The sequence below is a fragment of the Mycolicibacterium peregrinum genome, assembly GCF_001665625.1.
GTDB lineage: Bacteria > Actinomycetota > Actinomycetes > Mycobacteriales > Mycobacteriaceae > Mycobacterium > Mycobacterium peregrinum_B.
Map to the genome: position 1 here is coordinate 46513 of NZ_LZSY01000028.1, position 16179 is coordinate 62691.

At 67.6% G+C, this 16179-nt stretch carries 16 protein-coding genes; 9 read left to right on the forward strand and 7 right to left on the reverse strand.

What is annotated here, in order from left to right; all coding sequences use genetic code 11:
• Positions 1-8: 8 nt before the first annotated feature.
• Both A5779_RS04605 and A5779_RS04610 read right to left on the reverse strand, forming a co-directional pair.
• Positions 9-1625 carry a phospho-sugar mutase gene (locus A5779_RS04605; RefSeq protein ID WP_064879405.1) on the reverse strand — a complete coding sequence of 539 codons (1617 nt, stop codon included), beginning with the start codon at positions 1623-1625 and terminating at the stop codon, positions 9-11.
• Positions 1622-2068: a MarR family winged helix-turn-helix transcriptional regulator gene (locus A5779_RS04610; protein WP_207549024.1), complete on the reverse strand. Its 447-nt coding sequence runs from the start codon at positions 2066-2068 to the stop codon at positions 1622-1624. The genes A5779_RS04605 and A5779_RS04610 overlap by 4 nt, the downstream gene beginning before the upstream one ends.
• A 109-nt stretch (positions 2069-2177) precedes the next feature.
• Here A5779_RS04610 and A5779_RS04615 point away from each other — a divergent pair, with 109 nt between their 5' ends.
• Positions 2178-3284, forward strand: coding sequence for an AbrB family protein (locus A5779_RS04615; protein WP_064879407.1), 1107 nt, complete (start codon positions 2178-2180; stop codon positions 3282-3284).
• Between the two features lie 13 nt (positions 3285-3297).
• On the opposite strand, the gene A5779_RS04620 is transcribed toward A5779_RS04615, so the two are convergent.
• On the reverse strand, positions 3298-4446 hold the full coding sequence (locus tag A5779_RS04620; protein WP_064879408.1) for an FAD-dependent oxidoreductase: 1149 nt from the start codon (positions 4444-4446) through the stop codon (positions 3298-3300).
• A 101-nt stretch (positions 4447-4547) separates the two neighbouring features.
• Between A5779_RS04620 and A5779_RS04625 the strand changes: the two genes are divergently transcribed.
• Entirely contained in the window at positions 4548-5093 is a 546-nt protein-coding gene (locus A5779_RS04625; protein WP_055109569.1) for a TetR/AcrR family transcriptional regulator, read from the forward strand.
• Here A5779_RS04625 and A5779_RS04630 read toward each other — a convergent pair.
• The gene (locus A5779_RS04630) at positions 5090-5881 is read right to left on the reverse strand and encodes a purine-nucleoside phosphorylase (protein WP_064879409.1); all 792 of its coding nucleotides are present in this window, start codon (positions 5879-5881) and stop codon (positions 5090-5092) included. The two genes, A5779_RS04625 and A5779_RS04630, sit on opposite strands and share 4 nt — an antisense overlap.
• A 47-nt stretch (positions 5882-5928) precedes the next feature.
• Between A5779_RS04630 and A5779_RS04635 the strand changes: the two genes are divergently transcribed.
• From A5779_RS04635 to A5779_RS04645, 3 genes are all read left to right on the forward strand, one after another.
• On the forward strand, positions 5929-7113 hold the full coding sequence (locus A5779_RS04635) for a M20 family metallopeptidase (protein WP_064879411.1): 1185 nt from the start codon (positions 5929-5931) through the stop codon (positions 7111-7113).
• Entirely contained in the window at positions 7110-8276 is a 1167-nt protein-coding gene (locus A5779_RS04640; RefSeq protein WP_064879413.1) for a M20 family metallopeptidase, read from the forward strand. The genes A5779_RS04635 and A5779_RS04640 overlap by 4 nt, the downstream gene beginning before the upstream one ends.
• Before the next feature lie 163 nt (positions 8277-8439).
• On the forward strand, positions 8440-9123 hold the full coding sequence (locus A5779_RS04645; RefSeq protein ID WP_064879415.1) for a type IV toxin-antitoxin system AbiEi family antitoxin domain-containing protein: 684 nt from the start codon (positions 8440-8442) through the stop codon (positions 9121-9123).
• A 66-nt stretch (positions 9124-9189) separates the two neighbouring features.
• Here A5779_RS04645 and A5779_RS04650 read toward each other — a convergent pair whose 3' ends face one another.
• On the reverse strand, positions 9190-9657 hold the full coding sequence (locus tag A5779_RS04650) for a gamma-glutamylcyclotransferase family protein (protein WP_064879416.1): 468 nt from the start codon (positions 9655-9657) through the stop codon (positions 9190-9192).
• Positions 9658-9698: 41 nt separating this feature from the next.
• Between A5779_RS04650 and A5779_RS04655 the strand changes: the two genes are divergently transcribed.
• Positions 9699-11114, forward strand: coding sequence for an NAD(P)H-quinone dehydrogenase (locus A5779_RS04655; RefSeq protein WP_064879419.1), 1416 nt, complete (start codon positions 9699-9701; stop codon positions 11112-11114).
• Positions 11115-11124: 10 nt separating this feature from the next.
• On the opposite strand, the gene A5779_RS04660 is transcribed toward A5779_RS04655, so the two are convergent.
• Positions 11125-11757, reverse strand: a complete 633-nt coding sequence (locus tag A5779_RS04660; RefSeq protein WP_131811566.1) for a hypothetical protein — start codon at positions 11755-11757, stop codon at positions 11125-11127.
• Positions 11758-11860: 103 nt separating this feature from the next.
• On the opposite strand from A5779_RS04660, the gene A5779_RS04665 reads away from it, so the two are divergent.
• From A5779_RS04665 to A5779_RS04675, 3 genes are all read left to right on the forward strand, one after another.
• Positions 11861-13606: a glycerol-3-phosphate dehydrogenase/oxidase gene (locus A5779_RS04665; protein ID WP_064879423.1), complete on the forward strand. Its 1746-nt coding sequence runs from the start codon at positions 11861-11863 to the stop codon at positions 13604-13606.
• Positions 13607-13670: 64 nt separating this feature from the next.
• Positions 13671-14537 carry a pseudouridine synthase gene (locus A5779_RS04670; protein ID WP_110776879.1) on the forward strand — a complete coding sequence of 289 codons (867 nt, stop codon included), beginning with the start codon at positions 13671-13673 and terminating at the stop codon, positions 14535-14537.
• Positions 14538-14578: 41 nt separating this feature from the next.
• Positions 14579-15349 (forward strand): SDR family NAD(P)-dependent oxidoreductase, encoded by a 771-nt coding sequence (locus tag A5779_RS04675; RefSeq protein ID WP_064879427.1) that lies wholly within the window; start codon positions 14579-14581, stop codon positions 15347-15349.
• Between the two features lie 33 nt (positions 15350-15382).
• Here the strand turns inward: A5779_RS04675 and A5779_RS04680 are convergent, their stop codons facing one another.
• Entirely contained in the window at positions 15383-16174 is a 792-nt protein-coding gene (locus A5779_RS04680; RefSeq protein WP_064879429.1) for an enoyl-CoA hydratase/isomerase family protein, read from the reverse strand.
• Positions 16175-16179: the final 5 nt, after the last annotated feature.

Below are 16179 nucleotides of genomic sequence, written 5' to 3' on the forward strand. Positions count from 1 at the left end.
GTATCCGGCTACCAGCGCGCGGCGGCGTCGGCGAGGTCCTGGCTCAGCTTCTGAGCGTGGGCCCGTGCGGTATCCAGATCATCGGTCGGTGCACAACGAACTTCGGTGTAGGACTTGAGTTTCGGCTCGGTTCCCGATGGACGTACCACCACGCGGACCGAGGTGCCTGCGTCCTCACCGGTGAAGATCAGCGCATCGGTGCGTTGTTGTCCACGCCGCTCCAGCAGATCTTCGACGGTGACGGCGATCCCGGCCAGTTCGGTCGGCGAGTCCTCGCGCAATCGGGCCATGGCCGTTTCGGCGTCGTCGACGTGGCGCGTGACCGCGCCCGTCACGTGCACGCCGTGCGCCTTGGCCAGCGCATCCAGGGCGTCGAGTATGGTGCGCCCCTGAGCGCGTAGTGCGGCCGTCAGATCAGCGGCCAGGATGGCCGCGCTGATCCCGTCCTTGTCGCGTACCGAGGCCGGGTCGACACAATGCCCGATCGCCTCCTCGTAGGCGTAGACCAGGGTGTTACCGGGTGACTGGGCGCGGGCCAACCACTTGAATCCGGTGAGGGTTTCCGCGTGCTGGGCACCGTGCGCCGCCGCGATGGCGGCCAGCATCCGCGAGGACACCACGGTGCTGGCGACCAGGGCAGCTTCGCTCACCGGGCCGGGCTCGAGCTGAGACAAGATGTAATCGCCGAGCAGCCAGCCGGTTTCGTCACCGGTGAGCATGCGCCAACCGTCTGGGCCCGGCACCCCGACGGCGCACCGATCGGCATCGGGGTCAAGGGCGATCGCGATCTCGGCGTCGATGTCGTCAGCCAGGGCGAGCAGCGCGTCGACCGCACCCGGCTCCTCGGGATTGGGGAAGCTGACCGTGGGGAAGTCCGGGTCGGGCGCGAACTGTTCCTCGACCACGTGCACGTCGTCGAATCCGGCCAGGGCCAGGGCATCAAGCGCGTACTCGCCGCCGACTCCGTGCAGGGGCGTCAGCGCCACCCGCACCGAACCTGTGCTGCGACGGACTCGGGCGGCCCGCTCCAGGTATCCGTAGACCTGATGGCGCCCACCGGTTTCCACGGGGGATCGGCGGATTTCATCTGCGTACGGCGCCCGAGCCACCGCTGCCTCGATCTCACGGTCGGCAGGGGAGATGATCTGCATGCCACCGTCGAGAAACACTTTGTAGCCGTTGTCCGTCGGCGGATTGTGCGACGCGGTGATCTGGATGCCGGCAACGGCAGGCAGGTGCCGAACGGTGTAAGCGACGATCGGTGTGGGGACTGCGGCCATCATGAGGACAACCTGGAAACCCTCGGCGGCAAGGACTTCGGCGGCCGCCAGAGCGAACTCGTCGGAACGGTGCCGGGCATCGCGGCCCACCACCACGTGCGACCCGCCCAGGCATCTGTCCTTCAGGACCTGGGCCAGTGCCCAGGTGGTACGGATGACAACGGCCAGGTTCATGGCATCGGGCCCGCCCCGCAACGGTCCGCGCAGCCCGGCGGTGCCGAAGGTCAGCGGATTGCTGAACCGGCGGTCGAGTTCTTCGGGAGTGCAAGAGGACAATTCGGCCGCGGTTTGAGGGTCGGGGTCATGCGCGATCCATTCGGCGGCGGCGGTCGCGATGGTGGTCATGACCCAAGTGTGCCCGCAGCGGCGTCGGAGTACGCCAGCTTGCGCAGGACCGGTGCCACCAGCATCAGCAGATCGAACTCCAGATCGGTGAGGTTTTCCCGCATCGTGGCGTGCAGCCAGGCATCGCGTTCGTCACGGTCGGCCTGCAGCAACGCAGCTCCTGCCGCGGTGATCTCGATGAGCTGTCGGCGGCGGTCGTTCTCGTCGGGACGTCGCGCGATCAGCCCGCGGCGCACCAGTTCGTTGATGCTGTCGGTCAGTGACTGGGCCCGCACATGCAGCCGCGCGCCCATCTCGGCCGGGGTGGTGGTTCCGCTGCGGCTCGCCTCGCCCAGCAGCTCCAGCTGGCTCAACGTCAGGCCGTGATCCGGACGGTGCCGCCGCATCTGCCGGGTCACCGCCATCATCGACTCGCGCAGTTCAGTCGCCGATGTTGCTGCCATAAGAAGGTTATACCTTGGTATTCGACGCGATTGAAGCATTTGAATGCCATTACACCGTGAATATTGCGAAGGTATCCCTTACTATCTCGGTAGGAGGTGCATGACGGGGATGACACGGACGCTGCGGTGGATGTTGCTTCTCGTCGCGACCGTCGCCGTCACCGTCCCGCTCACCCTCGTCGACGTGCCCTCGGCCGCGCTGTTCGCGGGACTCGCGGTAGGCATCGTGCTGGCGCTGGTCTCGCTCGCCCCGGAACAGATGCCGCGCCCGGCGGGGGTGATCGCCCAGGGTGTGCTGGGCGTGTACATCGGCACGATGGTCCATCGGGACGCCGTCAGTGCGCTCGGATCGGACTGGCTGATCGTGCTGGTGATCACCGTGGCCACGTTGGTGCTCAGCATCCTCGCCGGCGGATTGCTCGGTCTGCACCGCGACGTCAGTCCGCTGACCGGCTCGCTCGCGCTCGTGGCCGGGGGCGCGTCGGGCCTGGTGGCCATCGCCCGGGAACTCGGCGGCGACGATCGCGTCGTGTCCGTCGTCCAATATCTTCGGGTGGCACTGGTCACCGGGACCATTCCGCTCGTGGTGACCCTGGTCTTCCACGCCGACCGGTCGCATCCGCCGTCGGACCCGGCTGAAACTGCTTCGGCACCTTGGTATCTCAGCCTGGCCATGCTTGCCGCGATCGTCGCAGTCGGGGTGGTCGGCGGGCGTTGGGCCAGGTTGCCGGGCGCCGGACTGCTCGGCCCGCTGGCCCTGACGGTGGCACTACAGCTCACGGGTCTGTCCTTCGGGCTGGCCGTTCCGGTGCTTCTGGTGCAGGCCGCCTACATGGTGATCGGCTGGCAGGCCGGCATCGCCTTCACCCGCGACTCGCTACGGACGATCGGCCGGATACTTCCGTTGGCGTTGACATTGATAGTCGTGCTCGGCGTGGCGACCGCCGGACTCGGGGTGGTGCTGGCCAACGTCACCGGGATGACGCAATTGGAGGGCTACCTGGCGACCAGTCCGGGTGGCGTCTATGCGGTGCTCGCCACCGCCGTGGAGACGGGGTCCAACGTCACCTTCATCATCGCCGCCCAGGTGCTCCGGGTGCTGCTGATGCTGTTCGCCGCCCCGCTCATGGCGCGGGTCATGGCCCGGCTGGCCCGGCGCCGCGACGAGCCTCACGACCGGGAGGCCGACGAACCGGTGGCCGCCGTCGGGCGATAGCTGATCGGCCTGCTCATCGCCGGTTCAGGCCGGACAACTGCCAGGCAAGCGCGCGGCGGACGGCGGGCAGCTTGCCGGCCAGTCGCATGACGCGATTGCGGAGCGGGCGGCGGCGGGCCGATGCGGTGGCGAGTTCGGTGAGCCGGCTGGTCATCGAGACCACACGACGTGCGGTGTGGCGGCGGGTGGCCGCGTACTCGTCGAGCACGGCGTCGTCGGCTCCGGCGTCCAGTACCTGCGCCAGGTGCTCGCCGAGGACGACGGCATCCTCGATGCCGAGGTTCATCCCCTGCCCGCCGGCGGGGGAGTGCACGTGGGCGGCGTCGCCTGCCAGCAGGATGCGGTGGTCGCGGAACGCGTCGGCAACTCGGTGATGCACCCGGAACCTGGAGCCCCACACCACCTCTTCGACCACGGCGGGCTCGGCCACCGGGCCGCGCTCATCCAGCAGCGACTGCACAAACGCGACGTCCGGGTGCTGCGGGGCTTCGTCCACCGTCGCGACGATGCGGTACATCCCGTCGGGCAGTGGTGCGACGACGACCAGCCCGGCCGGCGAGAAGTACAGGATCACCTCGTCGGCCGGCACGCCGCCGGACAGCCGGACATCGGCCAGCGCGAACGACTCGCCGTAGGTGCCGCCGTTGAACGCGATCCCGGCGTGTTCGCGGACCGTGCTGTGCATGCCGTCGGCGCCGATCAGGTACCGGGCCCGGATCTGCTGGCCATCGGCGAACGTAGCCATCGCCTGGTCGGCGGTCTGCTGGATCCCGATGACCGAAGCGGGGCGGACGACCTTGCCGCCCAGCTCCTCGAGCCGGTTGAGCAGGAACGCCTCGGTGTCGGCCTGCGAGATCATCAATGTGTACGGGTAGCGGGTCGGCAGCTGGCTGAACGGCACCGCGACCAGGAGATCGTCGCGGTCCCGGATGGCGAAGGTCGGCGTGTGCACGCCGCGAGCGACGAGGTCCGCGACCACCTCGTAGGGCTCCAGCAATTCCAGCGTGTGCGGGTGGACCACGGCGGCCCGCGAGGTGTTGGTGCCCTCGGCCTGTCGATCCACGACGGTCACCTCGTGACCGTGCTGGATGAGCACGATGGCGGCGGTCAGGCCGACGGGTCCGGCTCCGACGATCAGGACGTCGGTGGTGAGCGCTTGCATCTTCGACTCCTTTGTCAACAACTGTTGGTCAACGCTTGTTGACTTCAAGGTAGGCCCGTGGCGGGCTGGATGTCAACGGTCGTTGACCTACACTTGTTGACATGCGACGACCGGCAGCCGAGACCAAGTCCGTGATCCTCGCCGCGGCTCGGGAGCGCTTCGCCGCCGACGGATACGAGCGCGCGACGATCCGGGCGATTGCGGCCGACGCCGGGATCGACCCGGCGATGGTGATGCGCTACTACGGCAACAAGGAGCGGCTGTTCGCCGCGGCCGCCGAATTCGACTTGGAACTACCGGATCTCACGCGGATCCCACGCGAAGAGATCGGCGCCGCGCTGGCCGCGCATTTCCTCGAACGCTGGGAGCGCGACGAGGCGCTGTTGATCCTGTTGCGCGCCGGTGTCACCAACGAGGCAGTGGCCGAGCGGATGCGCACGATCTTCGCCGCACAGCTCGCCCCGGCGATAGCGGAGACCAGTGGCGACGCTCCCGACACCCCGGTTCGGGCCAGTCTCGCCGCGTCCCAGGTACTGGGCATGGCGTTGTGCCGCTATGTCCTGGAATTCCCGCCGCTGGTCACGATGTCGCGTCAGGAGGTCGTCGACTGGATCGGCCCCACCCTGCAGCGGTATCTCGTCGGCTAGATCTGTCTGATCACCGAAGCCAGCAGGGAACCCATCCGGGTTGCGGACTGACGCCCGGCCTCTAGGACCTCGGTGTGGCTGAGCGGTTCACCCGTCATCCCGGCAGCCAGGTTGGTCACCATCGAGATGCCCAGGACCTGCAGGCCGGCGGCCCGGGCGGCGATGGTCTCGTGCACCGTCGACATGCCGACCAGATCGGCTCCCAGGGTGCGCAGCATCCGGATCTCGGCCGGGGTCTCGTAATGCGGGCCCGGCAGCCCGGCATAGACGCCCTCGGCCAGGGTCGGCTCGATCTCTCGGGCCAGGGCTCGAAGTTTGGGGGAGTAGGCGTCGACCAGGTCGACGAACTGCGCACCTACCAGCGGCGACCGCGACGTGAGGTTGAGATGGTCACTGATCAGTACCGGCTGGCCCACCTGATACTCGGCACGCAGCCCGCCGGCCGCGTTGGTCAGCACCACGGTGGACACGCCCGTTGCCGCAGCCGTCCGGACCGGATGCACCACATGCTGCAGGTCGTGGCCCTCATAAGCGTGGATGCGCCCGGCCAGCACCAGCACGCGGTGACTCCCGAGGCGCACCGAGTGCACCAGGCCGCCGTGGCCGGTCGCGGTCGGCGGGGTGAAGCCGGGGAGATCGGCCATCGGCACCGTTGCCACCGGCTCGCCCAGCTCGGTTACCGCGGGTGCCCAACCCGATCCGAGCACCACCGCGACATCGTGGCGTTCGACGCCGGTCCGTTCGGCGATGGCGGCGGCTGCCTGGCTGGATGCCTGGGGATCGGTCACGATAGGCGAGCTTAACCGCCGGAAACGGGCAGTGAGATACTGCGAGGATGCCGTCTGCCACCGCCTCGCTGAGCGTCGAGGACGCCATCAACCGGCGTCGTGGCGACCTCGTCGAACTCTCCCACTCGATACATGCCGAGCCTGAGTTGGCGTTCGCCGAGCACCGCAGCTGCGCCAAGACCCAGGCGCTGGTGGCCGAGTACGGCTTCGAGATCACCGCGGCAGCCGGCGGGCTGGACACCGCGTTCCGGGCCTCCTACGGCAGCGGCCCGCTGGTGATCGGGATCTGCGCGGAGTACGACGCCCTGCCCGAGATCGGGCATGCCTGCGGACACAACATCATCGCGGCCTCGGCGGTCGGCGCCGCGCTGGCTCTCGCCGATGTCGCCGACGAGCTCGGCCTGACCGTCGTGTTGATCGGCACCCCGGCCGAGGAACTCGGTGGCGGAAAAGTCTTGCTGCTCAATGCCGGTGTGTTCGACGACATCGCCGCCACGGTCATGCTGCATCCCGGGCCCGTGGACATCGCCGCGGCGCGCTCGCTGGCGCTCTCCGAGGTGACGGTGAATTACACCGGCCGGGAATCGCACGCCGCCGTGGCGCCCTATCTGGGTGTCAACGCCGGTGACGCGGTCACCGTCGCGCAGGTCGCGATCGGGCTACTGCGTCAGCAGCTCATGCCGGGGCAGATGGTGCACGGCATCGTCACCCACGGCGGGCAGGCCACCAACGTCATTCCCGGTCGGGCCGAAATGAGATACACGATGCGGGCCACCGACATGTCGGCCCTGCGCGAGCTGGAAGACCGGATGGCGGGCTGTTTTTCGGCCGGGGCACTGGCGACGGGCTGCGAGCACCAGGTCACCGAGATCGGCCCGGCCTACGCCGAACTTGTGCCCGATCCGTGGCTCTCGGAGACCATCCGCGCCGAGATGCTGCGCCTGGGCCGTAACCCGTTGCCGGAGAACGTGGAGGCGAGTGTGCCACTGGGCAGTACCGACATGGGCAACATCAGTCAGGTGATGCCCGGCATCCATCCGGTGATCGGTATCGACTCGGGCGGCGCCGCGATCCACCAACCGGCGTTCACGGCTGCCGCGGCGGGTCCGAGTGCCGACAAGGCCGTGTTGGAAGGTGCAATCATGTTGGCCCGCAGCGTCGTTCAGCTGGCCGAGACGCCTGCGCAGCGGGACCGGGTCCTGGAGGCGCTGCAGAGGAGGCAGGCGTCATGAGTGTGCTGCAGCATGCGGCTGCCCGCTGGTTGTCGGCCAACTACGACGAGATGGTGTCGTGGCGGCGGCACCTGCACGCCCATCCTGAACTTGGTCGCCAGGAGTTCGCGACCACCGAGTTCGTGGCCCGACACCTGGCCGAGGCCGGGCTGAACCCCAAGGTGCTACCCGGCGGCACCGGGTTGACGTGTGACTTCGGGCCGGAGGACCGCCCGCGGATCGCGCTGCGCGCCGACATGGACGCCCTGCCGATGGCCGACCGCACGGGCGCGTCCTACGCCTCCACGGTGCCCAACGTCGCGCACGCCTGCGGGCACGACGCCCACACCGCGGTACTGCTCGGCGCTGCGATGGCGTTGGCGTCGGTGCCGGAGCTGCCGGTCGGCGTCCGGTTGCTGTTCCAGGCGGCGGAGGAGCTGATGCCCGGCGGCGCGATCGACGCGATCAACGCGGGTGTGCTGACCGGGGTGAGCCGGATCTTCGCTCTGCACTGCGACCCTCGGCTGGTCGTCGGCCAGGTGGCCACCAAGCCCGGACCGATCACGTCGGCTGCAGATTCCATCGAGATCACCCTGCACTCGCCCGGCGGGCACACCTCCCGGCCGCACCTGACCGGTGACCTGGTCTACGGGCTGGGAACGTTGATCACCGGGCTGCCCGGCGTGCTGTCCCGTCGCATCGACCCCCGCCACGACACCGTGATGGTGTGGGGCGCGGTCAATGCGGGTGTGGCGGCCAATGCCATCCCGCAGATCGGCACCCTGGCCGGGACCATCCGCACGGCAAGTCGCGATACCTGGCTGACGCTGGAATCGATTGTGGAAGAGACGGTTACGTCGCTGCTCGCGCCGCTGAACATCTCGCACAGCCTCAATTACCGGCGCGGCGTGCCCCCGGTGGTCAACGAAGAGGTGTCCACCCGCATCCTCACGCACGCCATCGAGGCCATCGGCCCCGACGTGCTCGCCGACACCCATCAGTCCGGCGGTGGCGAGGATTTCTCGTGGTACCTGGAAGACGTGCCCGGTGCCATGGGCCGGCTCGGCGTCTGGAGCGGACAGGGGCCGCAACTCGATCTACATCAGCCGACGTTCGACATCGACGAACGTGCGTTGGGCGTCGGTGTCCGGACGATGGTCAACATCGTCGAGGCCTCGGCCTAGCCACCTTCCACCGCGAGCGTGCGTGTCTGCTGGTCAACGCGCCGCGCAGCGCCGGCATTATGCCCACGCTCGGCGCCCACCGGTTGTGCACAGCGCGCAGTTCATCCACAGATCCGCAGATTGTGTCTTCCGAAGATGTTGCGCACCAACAAAGCTCGTTGGCATGGACCAGCAACTGATGAGAGTGTTCGACGAGCAGAACGGCGTGGCCGGCAGCGGCCAGATACTGGCCCGCATGACGCGCCACGCGTTCGAATCGGCGGTGCATTCTGGCGTGCTCGAAAGGATCTGGCACGGAATTTACTGTCGAGGTGAGCCCACCGAGCAGCTCCGGTTACACGGCTTGGACCTCTCGTGTGGCAAGAAGGTGCCGCTGTGTCTGACGAGCGCCGCGGCTGTACACGGGTTCGACACCGAAGGGTCGGCTGACTTGCACGTCCTCAATCCGCCAGGCTGCCAACTGCGGTCGGTCGACGGATTGGTGGTGCACCGACGGGATGGCGCGCCGCTCACCGTCGTCGCTGGCAGATACGTCACGGCGCCGGCTTGGACTGCCATCGAGGTGGCGCGCGCACTACCCCGCCCGCGCGCTCTGGCCACGCTGGACGCCGCACTACGCGGCGGCACGTGGAGCCGCACCGAACTTTGGCGCGCAGCTACTGAGCAGGCCGGCCGTCGCGGCATCGTCGCCGTCCGCAACCTCATTGCGCTGGCCGACGAGCGCGCCGAGTCGCTGATGGACATCGGGTGGATCGTCATCGCGATCGTGTTCGAGGACGTGCGGCACCGCGGCGGGGAGATGGTGGCCCGCATCAATGCGCAGTTAAGTCACGCTCCGGCGGCGTGAGGGTGCGCAGAATGGCGGCGAAATGCGGCGTGTCGGACAGCAAACACGCACGCTCGCGGAGAGAAATTACGGCCCGATATTGCGAGCGGGACGGGTACGCAGATCGTGCACGTACTCGTCCGGCGCCCCGGCGATCTCAGCGGCGTCGGCCATCACTCCGAGATAGCGGGCCGAGGGCAGACCGCCCTCCCAGGCGTCGACCACGTACAGCCATGCGAGCACCGGGTCGGTCGTGGTGTCCGACGACAACCTGTGCACCCGGCAGCGGATCTTCTTGTGGAACCCGAGTTCGGAGCCCTCCCACCGATCGAGGGAATGCTCGTCGGCCGGCGTCATGTCGTAGAGCACCACGAACACCTTGGACAGCGGATCCTCGACGACGGTCGCCAGCGCGCCTTCCCAGCCGATGTCCTCACCGCCGAACGTCAGCCGCCAGCCGTGCAACCACCCTGTTCCGGCCATCGGGGAATGCGGAGCCCGCTCGAGCATTTGCTCCGGATGCATATTGGACCCGTAGGCGGCGTAAAGCGGCACGGTAAGACAGCTTAGTGCGCAAAGTTGGTTAGGTTGGTGCCGTGGCTACCCGCATCGTGATCATCGGCGGCGGACCCGCCGGCTATGAGGCGGCTCTCGTCGCCGCTGCCCGCGGCCCGGAGGTCGCTCACGTCACCATCGTCGACTGCGACGGCATCGGCGGCGCGTGCGTGCTGTGGGACTGTGTGCCGTCCAAGACGTTCATCGCCTCCACAGGCGTGCGGACCGAACTTCGGCGCGCTCCCAACCTGGGATATTCGTTGGATTTCGAGCAGTCCAAGATCTCGCTGCCGCAGATCAACGAGCGGGTGAAGAACCTGGCCACGGCACAGTCCGAGGACATTGCCGACCGGCTGCGCAGCGAGGGTATCGAGTTGATCGCGGGCCGCGGCGAACTGATCGACGACGTCCCCGGCATGGCCCAGCACCGGGTCAAGGTGACCGGCCCGGACGGTGCCGTCAGCCAGCTGACGGCCGATGTGGTGTTGATCTCCACCGGCGCCAGCCCGCGGGTGCTGCCCAACGCCGTGCCCGACGGGGAACGCATCCTCAACTGGCGCCAGCTCTACGACCTCGAAGCGCTGCCCGAGCATCTCGTGGTGGTCGGGTCGGGTGTCACCGGCGCCGAGTTCGTCAACGCCTACACCGAACTCGGGGTGACCGTGACGGTCGTGGCCAGCCGCGACCAGATCCTGCCGCACGAAGACTCCGATGCCGCGGCTGTGCTGGAGGAGGTGTTCTCCGAACGCGGCGTCACCCTGGTCAAGAATGCCCGCGCCGAGTCGGTCACCCGCACCGAGAGCGGCGTGCGCGTCACGATGGCCGACGGGCGCACCGTCGACGGCAGCCATGCGCTGATGACGGTCGGCTCGGTGCCCAACACGAGTGGTCTCGGTCTGGAGCGCGTCGGCATCGAGCTCGGGCCGGGCAATTACCTCAAAGTCGACCGCGTGTCGCGGACCTCGGTGTCCGGCATCTACGCGGCGGGAGACTGCACCGGACTGCTGCCGCTGGCCTCGGTGGCGGCCATGCAGGGACGCATCGCGATGTATCACGCCCTCGGCGAGGCCGTGGCCCCGATCCGCTTGCGCACCGTCGCCGCGGCGGTGTTCACCCGACCGGAGATCGCCGCGGTCGGGGTTCCCCAGGCTGCGATCGACGACGGGTCGGTGCCGGCCCGCACCCTGACCCTGCCGCTCAACACGAATGCCCGGGCCAAGATGTCCAGCCTGCGCCGTGGTTTCGTCAAGATCTTCTGCCGCCCGGCTACCGGGGTGGTGATCGGCGGCGTCGTGGTGGCCCCGATCGCCTCCGAGCTGATCCTGCCGATCGCCCTGGCGGTTCAGAACGGTATCCCGGTCACCGAGTTGGCCCAGACCTTCTCGGTGTACCCGTCGTTGTCCGGTTCGATCACCGAGGCCGCGCGTCAACTGATGAAGCACGACGACCTGGACTAGGCGGCTGGTGTCAGGCCTGCCGGCGTCGTCGCAACAGCGCCGTGATGATGAGCGTCAGGATCCCGGCGACACACAAGATGCCGCCGCCGAAGATGGCGAAAATACCGCCGACGAGCGATGCGGGTTTGGCGTCACCACCCACGCCGAACTCGTCTGAGGCAGCACCTTTGCATGTGACGGCATAGTCCGAGGCCTTTTGCACGGTCACGGTGAACAAGGCCTGCCACTGGTTGATCGTGAGGGTGCCGTCGTAGTTGTCCACCTTGATGTCATCGTCGGTACCGGTTCGAGTGCTGACGTTGCACCGAACGTGGTGATTCTCATCAGGTTCGGCAGCGAAGATCACCCTGGTCTCACCGGCGTCGAAGTGCACCGTCGTCGTCTCGCCGTTTCCGAAGGTGTGTTCGGCATCCGGTGCCGCGTCGGAAAAATTCCCGATCATCCCCACGCCCCCGAGTACCGCGACCAGAACCCCGACGATGAGCAGTGCCGCGCCGACGCCGTACCAGAGCTTCTTCGGCGCCGCCTTCTGTTGCGGCGGGCCGGGAAAGTGACCAGGCGGCGGTCCGTATCCGTATCCCGTCGGCCCGACACCACCGGGCGGGTACGGCTGTCCCGGCAAGCCCGGGGGTTGATTCGACACGCTAGGGAACCTACCGCTCAAAAGGGCCGGCGCAGACGAATTGGACTGGCCGAGGACGAGCAGAATCGGGCAGATCCCACGTCACCCACGTAGCCTGGGAATCGTGACTGACCCGATCTCAGCACCGGGCGACGGGCAAACCTTCCTCGGACCGCAGCACAGGGCGCAAGCCTGGCAACGACTCGGCAGTGAACAATTCGACGTGGTGGTCATCGGCGGTGGTGTGGTGGGCGCCGGAGCGGCGTTGGACGCCGCGACCCGCGGACTCACCGTGGCGCTCGTCGAGGCCCGCGATTTCGCTTCCGGCACCTCCAGTCGCAGCTCCAAGATGTTCCACGGCGGGTTGCGGTATCTCGAGCAACTCGAATTCGGCCTGGTGCGTGAAGCCCTGTACGAGCGTGAACTGTCGCTGACCACGTTGGCGCCGCACCTGGTCAAGCCGTTGCCGTTCCTGTTCCCCTTGACCAACCGTTGGTGGGAGCGGCCCTATATCGCGGCGGGCATCTTCCTCTACGACCAGCTGGGTGGCGCGAAATCCGTTCCGGCGCAAAAGCATTTGACCAAGTCCGGAGCGCTACGGTTGGCGCCGGGGCTGAAGCGTAGTTCTCTGATCGGCGGTATCCGCTACTACGACACCGTGGTTGACGACGCTCGGCACACCATGACGGTGGCCCGTACCGCGGCCCACTACGGCGCGGTCGTGCGCTCGTCGAGCCAGGTGGTGGCGTTGCTGCGCGAAGGTGATCGCGTGGTGGGTGTCACGCTGCGCGATTCCGAGGACGGCGCCATCACCGAGGTGAGGGGCCACGTGGTGGTCAACGCCACCGGGGTGTGGACCGACGAGATCCAGGCCCTGTCCAAGGAACGCGGGCGGTTCCGGGTGCGTGCCTCCAAGGGGGTACACATCGTGGTGCCGCGGGACCGGATCGTCAGCGAGGTGGCGATCATCCTGCGCACCGAGAAGTCGGTGCTGTTCGTGATTCCTTGGGGTACGCACTGGATCATCGGGACCACCGACACGGATTGGAATCTCGACCTCGCGCATCCCGCCGCGACCAAGGCCGACATCGATTACATCCTCGGCCATGTCAACACCGTGCTGGCAACCCCGTTGACCCACGACGACATCGACGGTGTCTACGCCGGGCTGCGTCCGCTGCTGGCCGGTGAGAGCGAGGAGACCTCGAAGCTCTCGCGTGAGCACGCCGTCGCGGTGCCCTCTCCCGGGCTCGTGGCGATCGCCGGCGGAAAGTACACCACTTACCGAGTGATGGGCGCTGACGCGATTGACGCTGCCGCAGAATTCATCCCGGCCCGGGTGGCGCCGTCGATCACCGAGAAGGTCCCGCTGATGGGCGCCGACGGGTACTTCGCCCTGATCAACCAGACCGAATACGTTGGCAAGCAATACGGACTGCATCCTTATCGCGTCCGGCACCTGCTCGACCGGTACGGCTCGCTGATCAGTGAGGTGCTCAAGATGGCGGAGGGCCGGCCTGAACTGCTGGCACCCATCACCGCTGCGCCGGTCTACTTGAAGGTCGAGGCCTACTACGCCGCGGCGGCCGAAGGCGCTCTGCACCTTGAGGACATCCTGGCCCGCCGGATGCGGATCGCCATCGAATATCCGCACCGCGGAGTCGATTGCGCCCGTGAGGTCGCCGAAGTGGTTGCGCCCGTACTGGGATGGTCCGCCGAGGACGTCGACCGCGAGGTCGCCACCTATGTCGCCCGGGTGGAGGCCGAGGTGCTGTCGCAGACCCAGCCCGACGACGAGTCCGCCGATGCGCTGCGCCAGGCCGCGCCCGAGGCCCGCGCCGAGATCCTCGAACCCGTGCCTTTGAATTGACGGGACATTGAAGCGGGGCGGGCCCCAACGCTCTAAGCGCAGGCGCGCGTCGCCGCCGCTGCCGGTGCGTGACGGAATCGGCCCGGCGCGGCTGCGGCTGTTGGGTCCGGCGGGCAGGAGCGCAGCGACCGGGGAATCCCTGGTGAACGTGTACGACGAGCTGCAGCAGCGGTTCGGTATCGGCGCGAAAGTGCTTGCCGGAGAAGTGCTTCTTCCCGATGGCACGGTTGTCGACACCACCACGGAATTGCCCGCGGGCGCGCATGTCTACTTCTACCGAGATCTGGCTGACGAGGTGGAGGTGCCATTCGACATCCCGGTGCTGTACCGCGACGACGACATCGTGGTCGTCGACAAACCACACTTCCTGGCCACGATGCCGCGCGGCGGGCATGTCGCGCAGACCGCGCTGGTGCGGTTGCGTCGGAAGCTCGACCTGCCGGAGCTGAGCCCGGCGCACCGGCTTGACCGCCTGACCGCCGGGGTGCTGCTGTTCACCGTGCGTCCCGAGGTGCGGGGAAGTTATCAGCGGCTGTTCGCCGAGGGTAAGACCCGCAAGACGTACCTGGCCCGGGCCGCAGGCACCGCCACGGTGTCGTTGCCCATCACCCTGCGCAGCCGGATCATCAAGCACCGCGGTCGGTTACAGGCCTTCGAGGAATGCGGGGCGCCCAACGCCGAGACCTATGTCGAGGAGCTGGGTAGCGGGCTGTACCGGTTGTCGCCCCGCACCGGGCAGACACATCAGTTGCGGGTGCACATGAACTCGATCGGGTTGCCGATCATCGGGGACTCCTTGTACCCCAAAGTGATCGACGTCGCGCCGGATGATTTCGACCATCCACTGCAACTGTTGGCCCAGCGCCTCGAGTTCACCGACCCGATCACCGGTGAGGATCGCGAATTCGTGAGTGCGCGGACATTGGGCTGAAGCCTTGCACGACCGGACCGTGGTGATGGTCTACTGACGAGGTGAACCGTGAGACCTTTGACCATCTGTTCGACATGACCGACCGCACCGTGATCGTCACCGGTGGCACCCGTGGGATCGGATTGGCCCTCGCCGAGGGCTTCACACTGGCCGGCGCGCGTGTGGTGGTTGCCAGCCGCAAGGCCGACGCCTGCGATCGGGCGGCCGAGCACCTGCGTGAACTGGGGGGACAGGCGATCGGGGTGCCCACCCACAGCGGCAACATCGACGAACTCGGCGCCCTCGTGGAGCGCACGGTCGCCGAGTTCGGCGGGGTCGACGTGGTGGTCAACAACGCGGCGAACGCACTGGCCCAGCCGCTGGGGCAGATGACGCCGGAGGCCTGGGCCAAGTCCTACGAGGTGAACCTGCGCGGACCGGTGTTCCTGGTGCAGCACGCCTTGCCGCATCTGAAGGCCAGCGCGAAGGCCGCGGTGCTGAACATGGTGTCGGTCGGGGCGTTCAATTTCGCCCCGGCGCTGTCCATCTATGCATCGGGCAAGGCCGCGCTGATGTCGGTCACCCGGTCGATGGCGGCTGAGTTCGCCCCGCTGGGAATCCGGGTGAACGCCTTGGCTCCGGGACCGGTCGACACCGACATGATGCGCAACAACCCGCAGGAGGCCATCGACCTCATGAAGGGCGGGACCTTGATGAAGCGCCTGGCCACCCCGGATGAGATGGTCGGCGCGGCCCTGCTGATGTGCTCGGACGCCGGCAGCTACATGACCGGGCAGGTGATCATCGTCGACGGTGGCGGGACAGCGCGATGACGGTCCCGGTGTACGACGACTTCACCGTGATGCTCACTCACGCTTCGTGAACTGAGCCGTCCCGCTCAGACTGCCGGTGCCGACCGACAGGATCTGGCTGCGGTTCTCGACATGCAGCGCCGTTTCCAGGCAGCCGGCATCGAGATTGGCCCACAGCACCTGCTTGGTCGATTCGAGGCCGAATTTGCCATAGCCGCAGAGGGTTTCGGCGATCTCCAGGGCGGCTTCGAGCAGGTCGGCGGTATCGTCGACGATGCGGGTGACCAGGCCGAGTCGCAGCGCCTCGGTCGCATCGACCGCCCGCGCGGTCAGGATCAGATCGAACGCCGGGCCCGCGCCGATGATCCTGGGCAGGGTATAGCTCACCCCGATGTCGCAGCCGCCGATGCCCAGCTTGATGAACTGTGTGCAGAACTTCGCGGCGGGTCCGGCGATGCGGATGTCGCTGGCTGCGGCCAGCGCGAAGCCACCGCCGTAGGCAGCACCGTTGACCGCGGCGATGACGGGCTGGCGCAGCCGATGCAGCTTGACCGTCAGGTTGGCGATGCGTTCCTGCCAGCGCATGCCCGAGCGGGGAAACTCGGTGCCGCCGCCCGCCTCGGGCGGGTTGGGATTGCTCAGATCCAGGCCCGAGCAGAAGCCGCGTCCGGCGCCGGTGAGGACCACGACGCGGCACTCGTTGTTCGCCGCGATGTCGTCGAGGGTGGCGTGCAGGGCCTCGACCAGTTCGTACGACAACGCATTCAGTTTCTCGGGCCGATTGAGGGTGACGACTGCGATGTCGGGGCGCGGGTAGGTGAGGTCAAGTGGCTCTGCAAGGGACATGAGCG

Excerpts from the sequence above, each read along its gene's own strand:
- A5779_RS04620 (WP_064879408.1), bottom strand. The coding sequence starts at position 4,446 with ATGCAAGCGCTCACCACCGACGTCCTGATCGTCGGAGCCGGACCCGTC.
- A5779_RS04615 (WP_064879407.1), top strand. The coding sequence starts at position 2,178 with ATGACACGGACGCTGCGGTGGATGTTGCTTCTCGTCGCGACCGTCGCC.
- A5779_RS04625 (WP_055109569.1), top strand. The coding sequence starts at position 4,548 with ATGCGACGACCGGCAGCCGAGACCAAGTCCGTGATCCTCGCCGCGGCT.
- A5779_RS04640 (WP_064879413.1), top strand. The coding sequence starts at position 7,110 with ATGAGTGTGCTGCAGCATGCGGCTGCCCGCTGGTTGTCGGCCAACTAC.
- A5779_RS04645 (WP_064879415.1), top strand. The coding sequence starts at position 8,440 with ATGGACCAGCAACTGATGAGAGTGTTCGACGAGCAGAACGGCGTGGCC.
- A5779_RS04635 (WP_064879411.1), top strand. The coding sequence starts at position 5,929 with ATGCCGTCTGCCACCGCCTCGCTGAGCGTCGAGGACGCCATCAACCGG.
- A5779_RS04605 (WP_064879405.1), bottom strand. The coding sequence starts at position 1,625 with ATGACCACCATCGCGACCGCCGCCGCCGAATGGATCGCGCATGACCCC.
- A5779_RS04680 (WP_064879429.1), bottom strand. The coding sequence starts at position 16,174 with ATGTCCCTTGCAGAGCCACTTGACCTCACCTACCCGCGCCCCGACATC.
- A5779_RS04610 (WP_207549024.1), bottom strand. The coding sequence starts at position 2,068 with ATGGCAGCAACATCGGCGACTGAACTGCGCGAGTCGATGATGGCGGTG.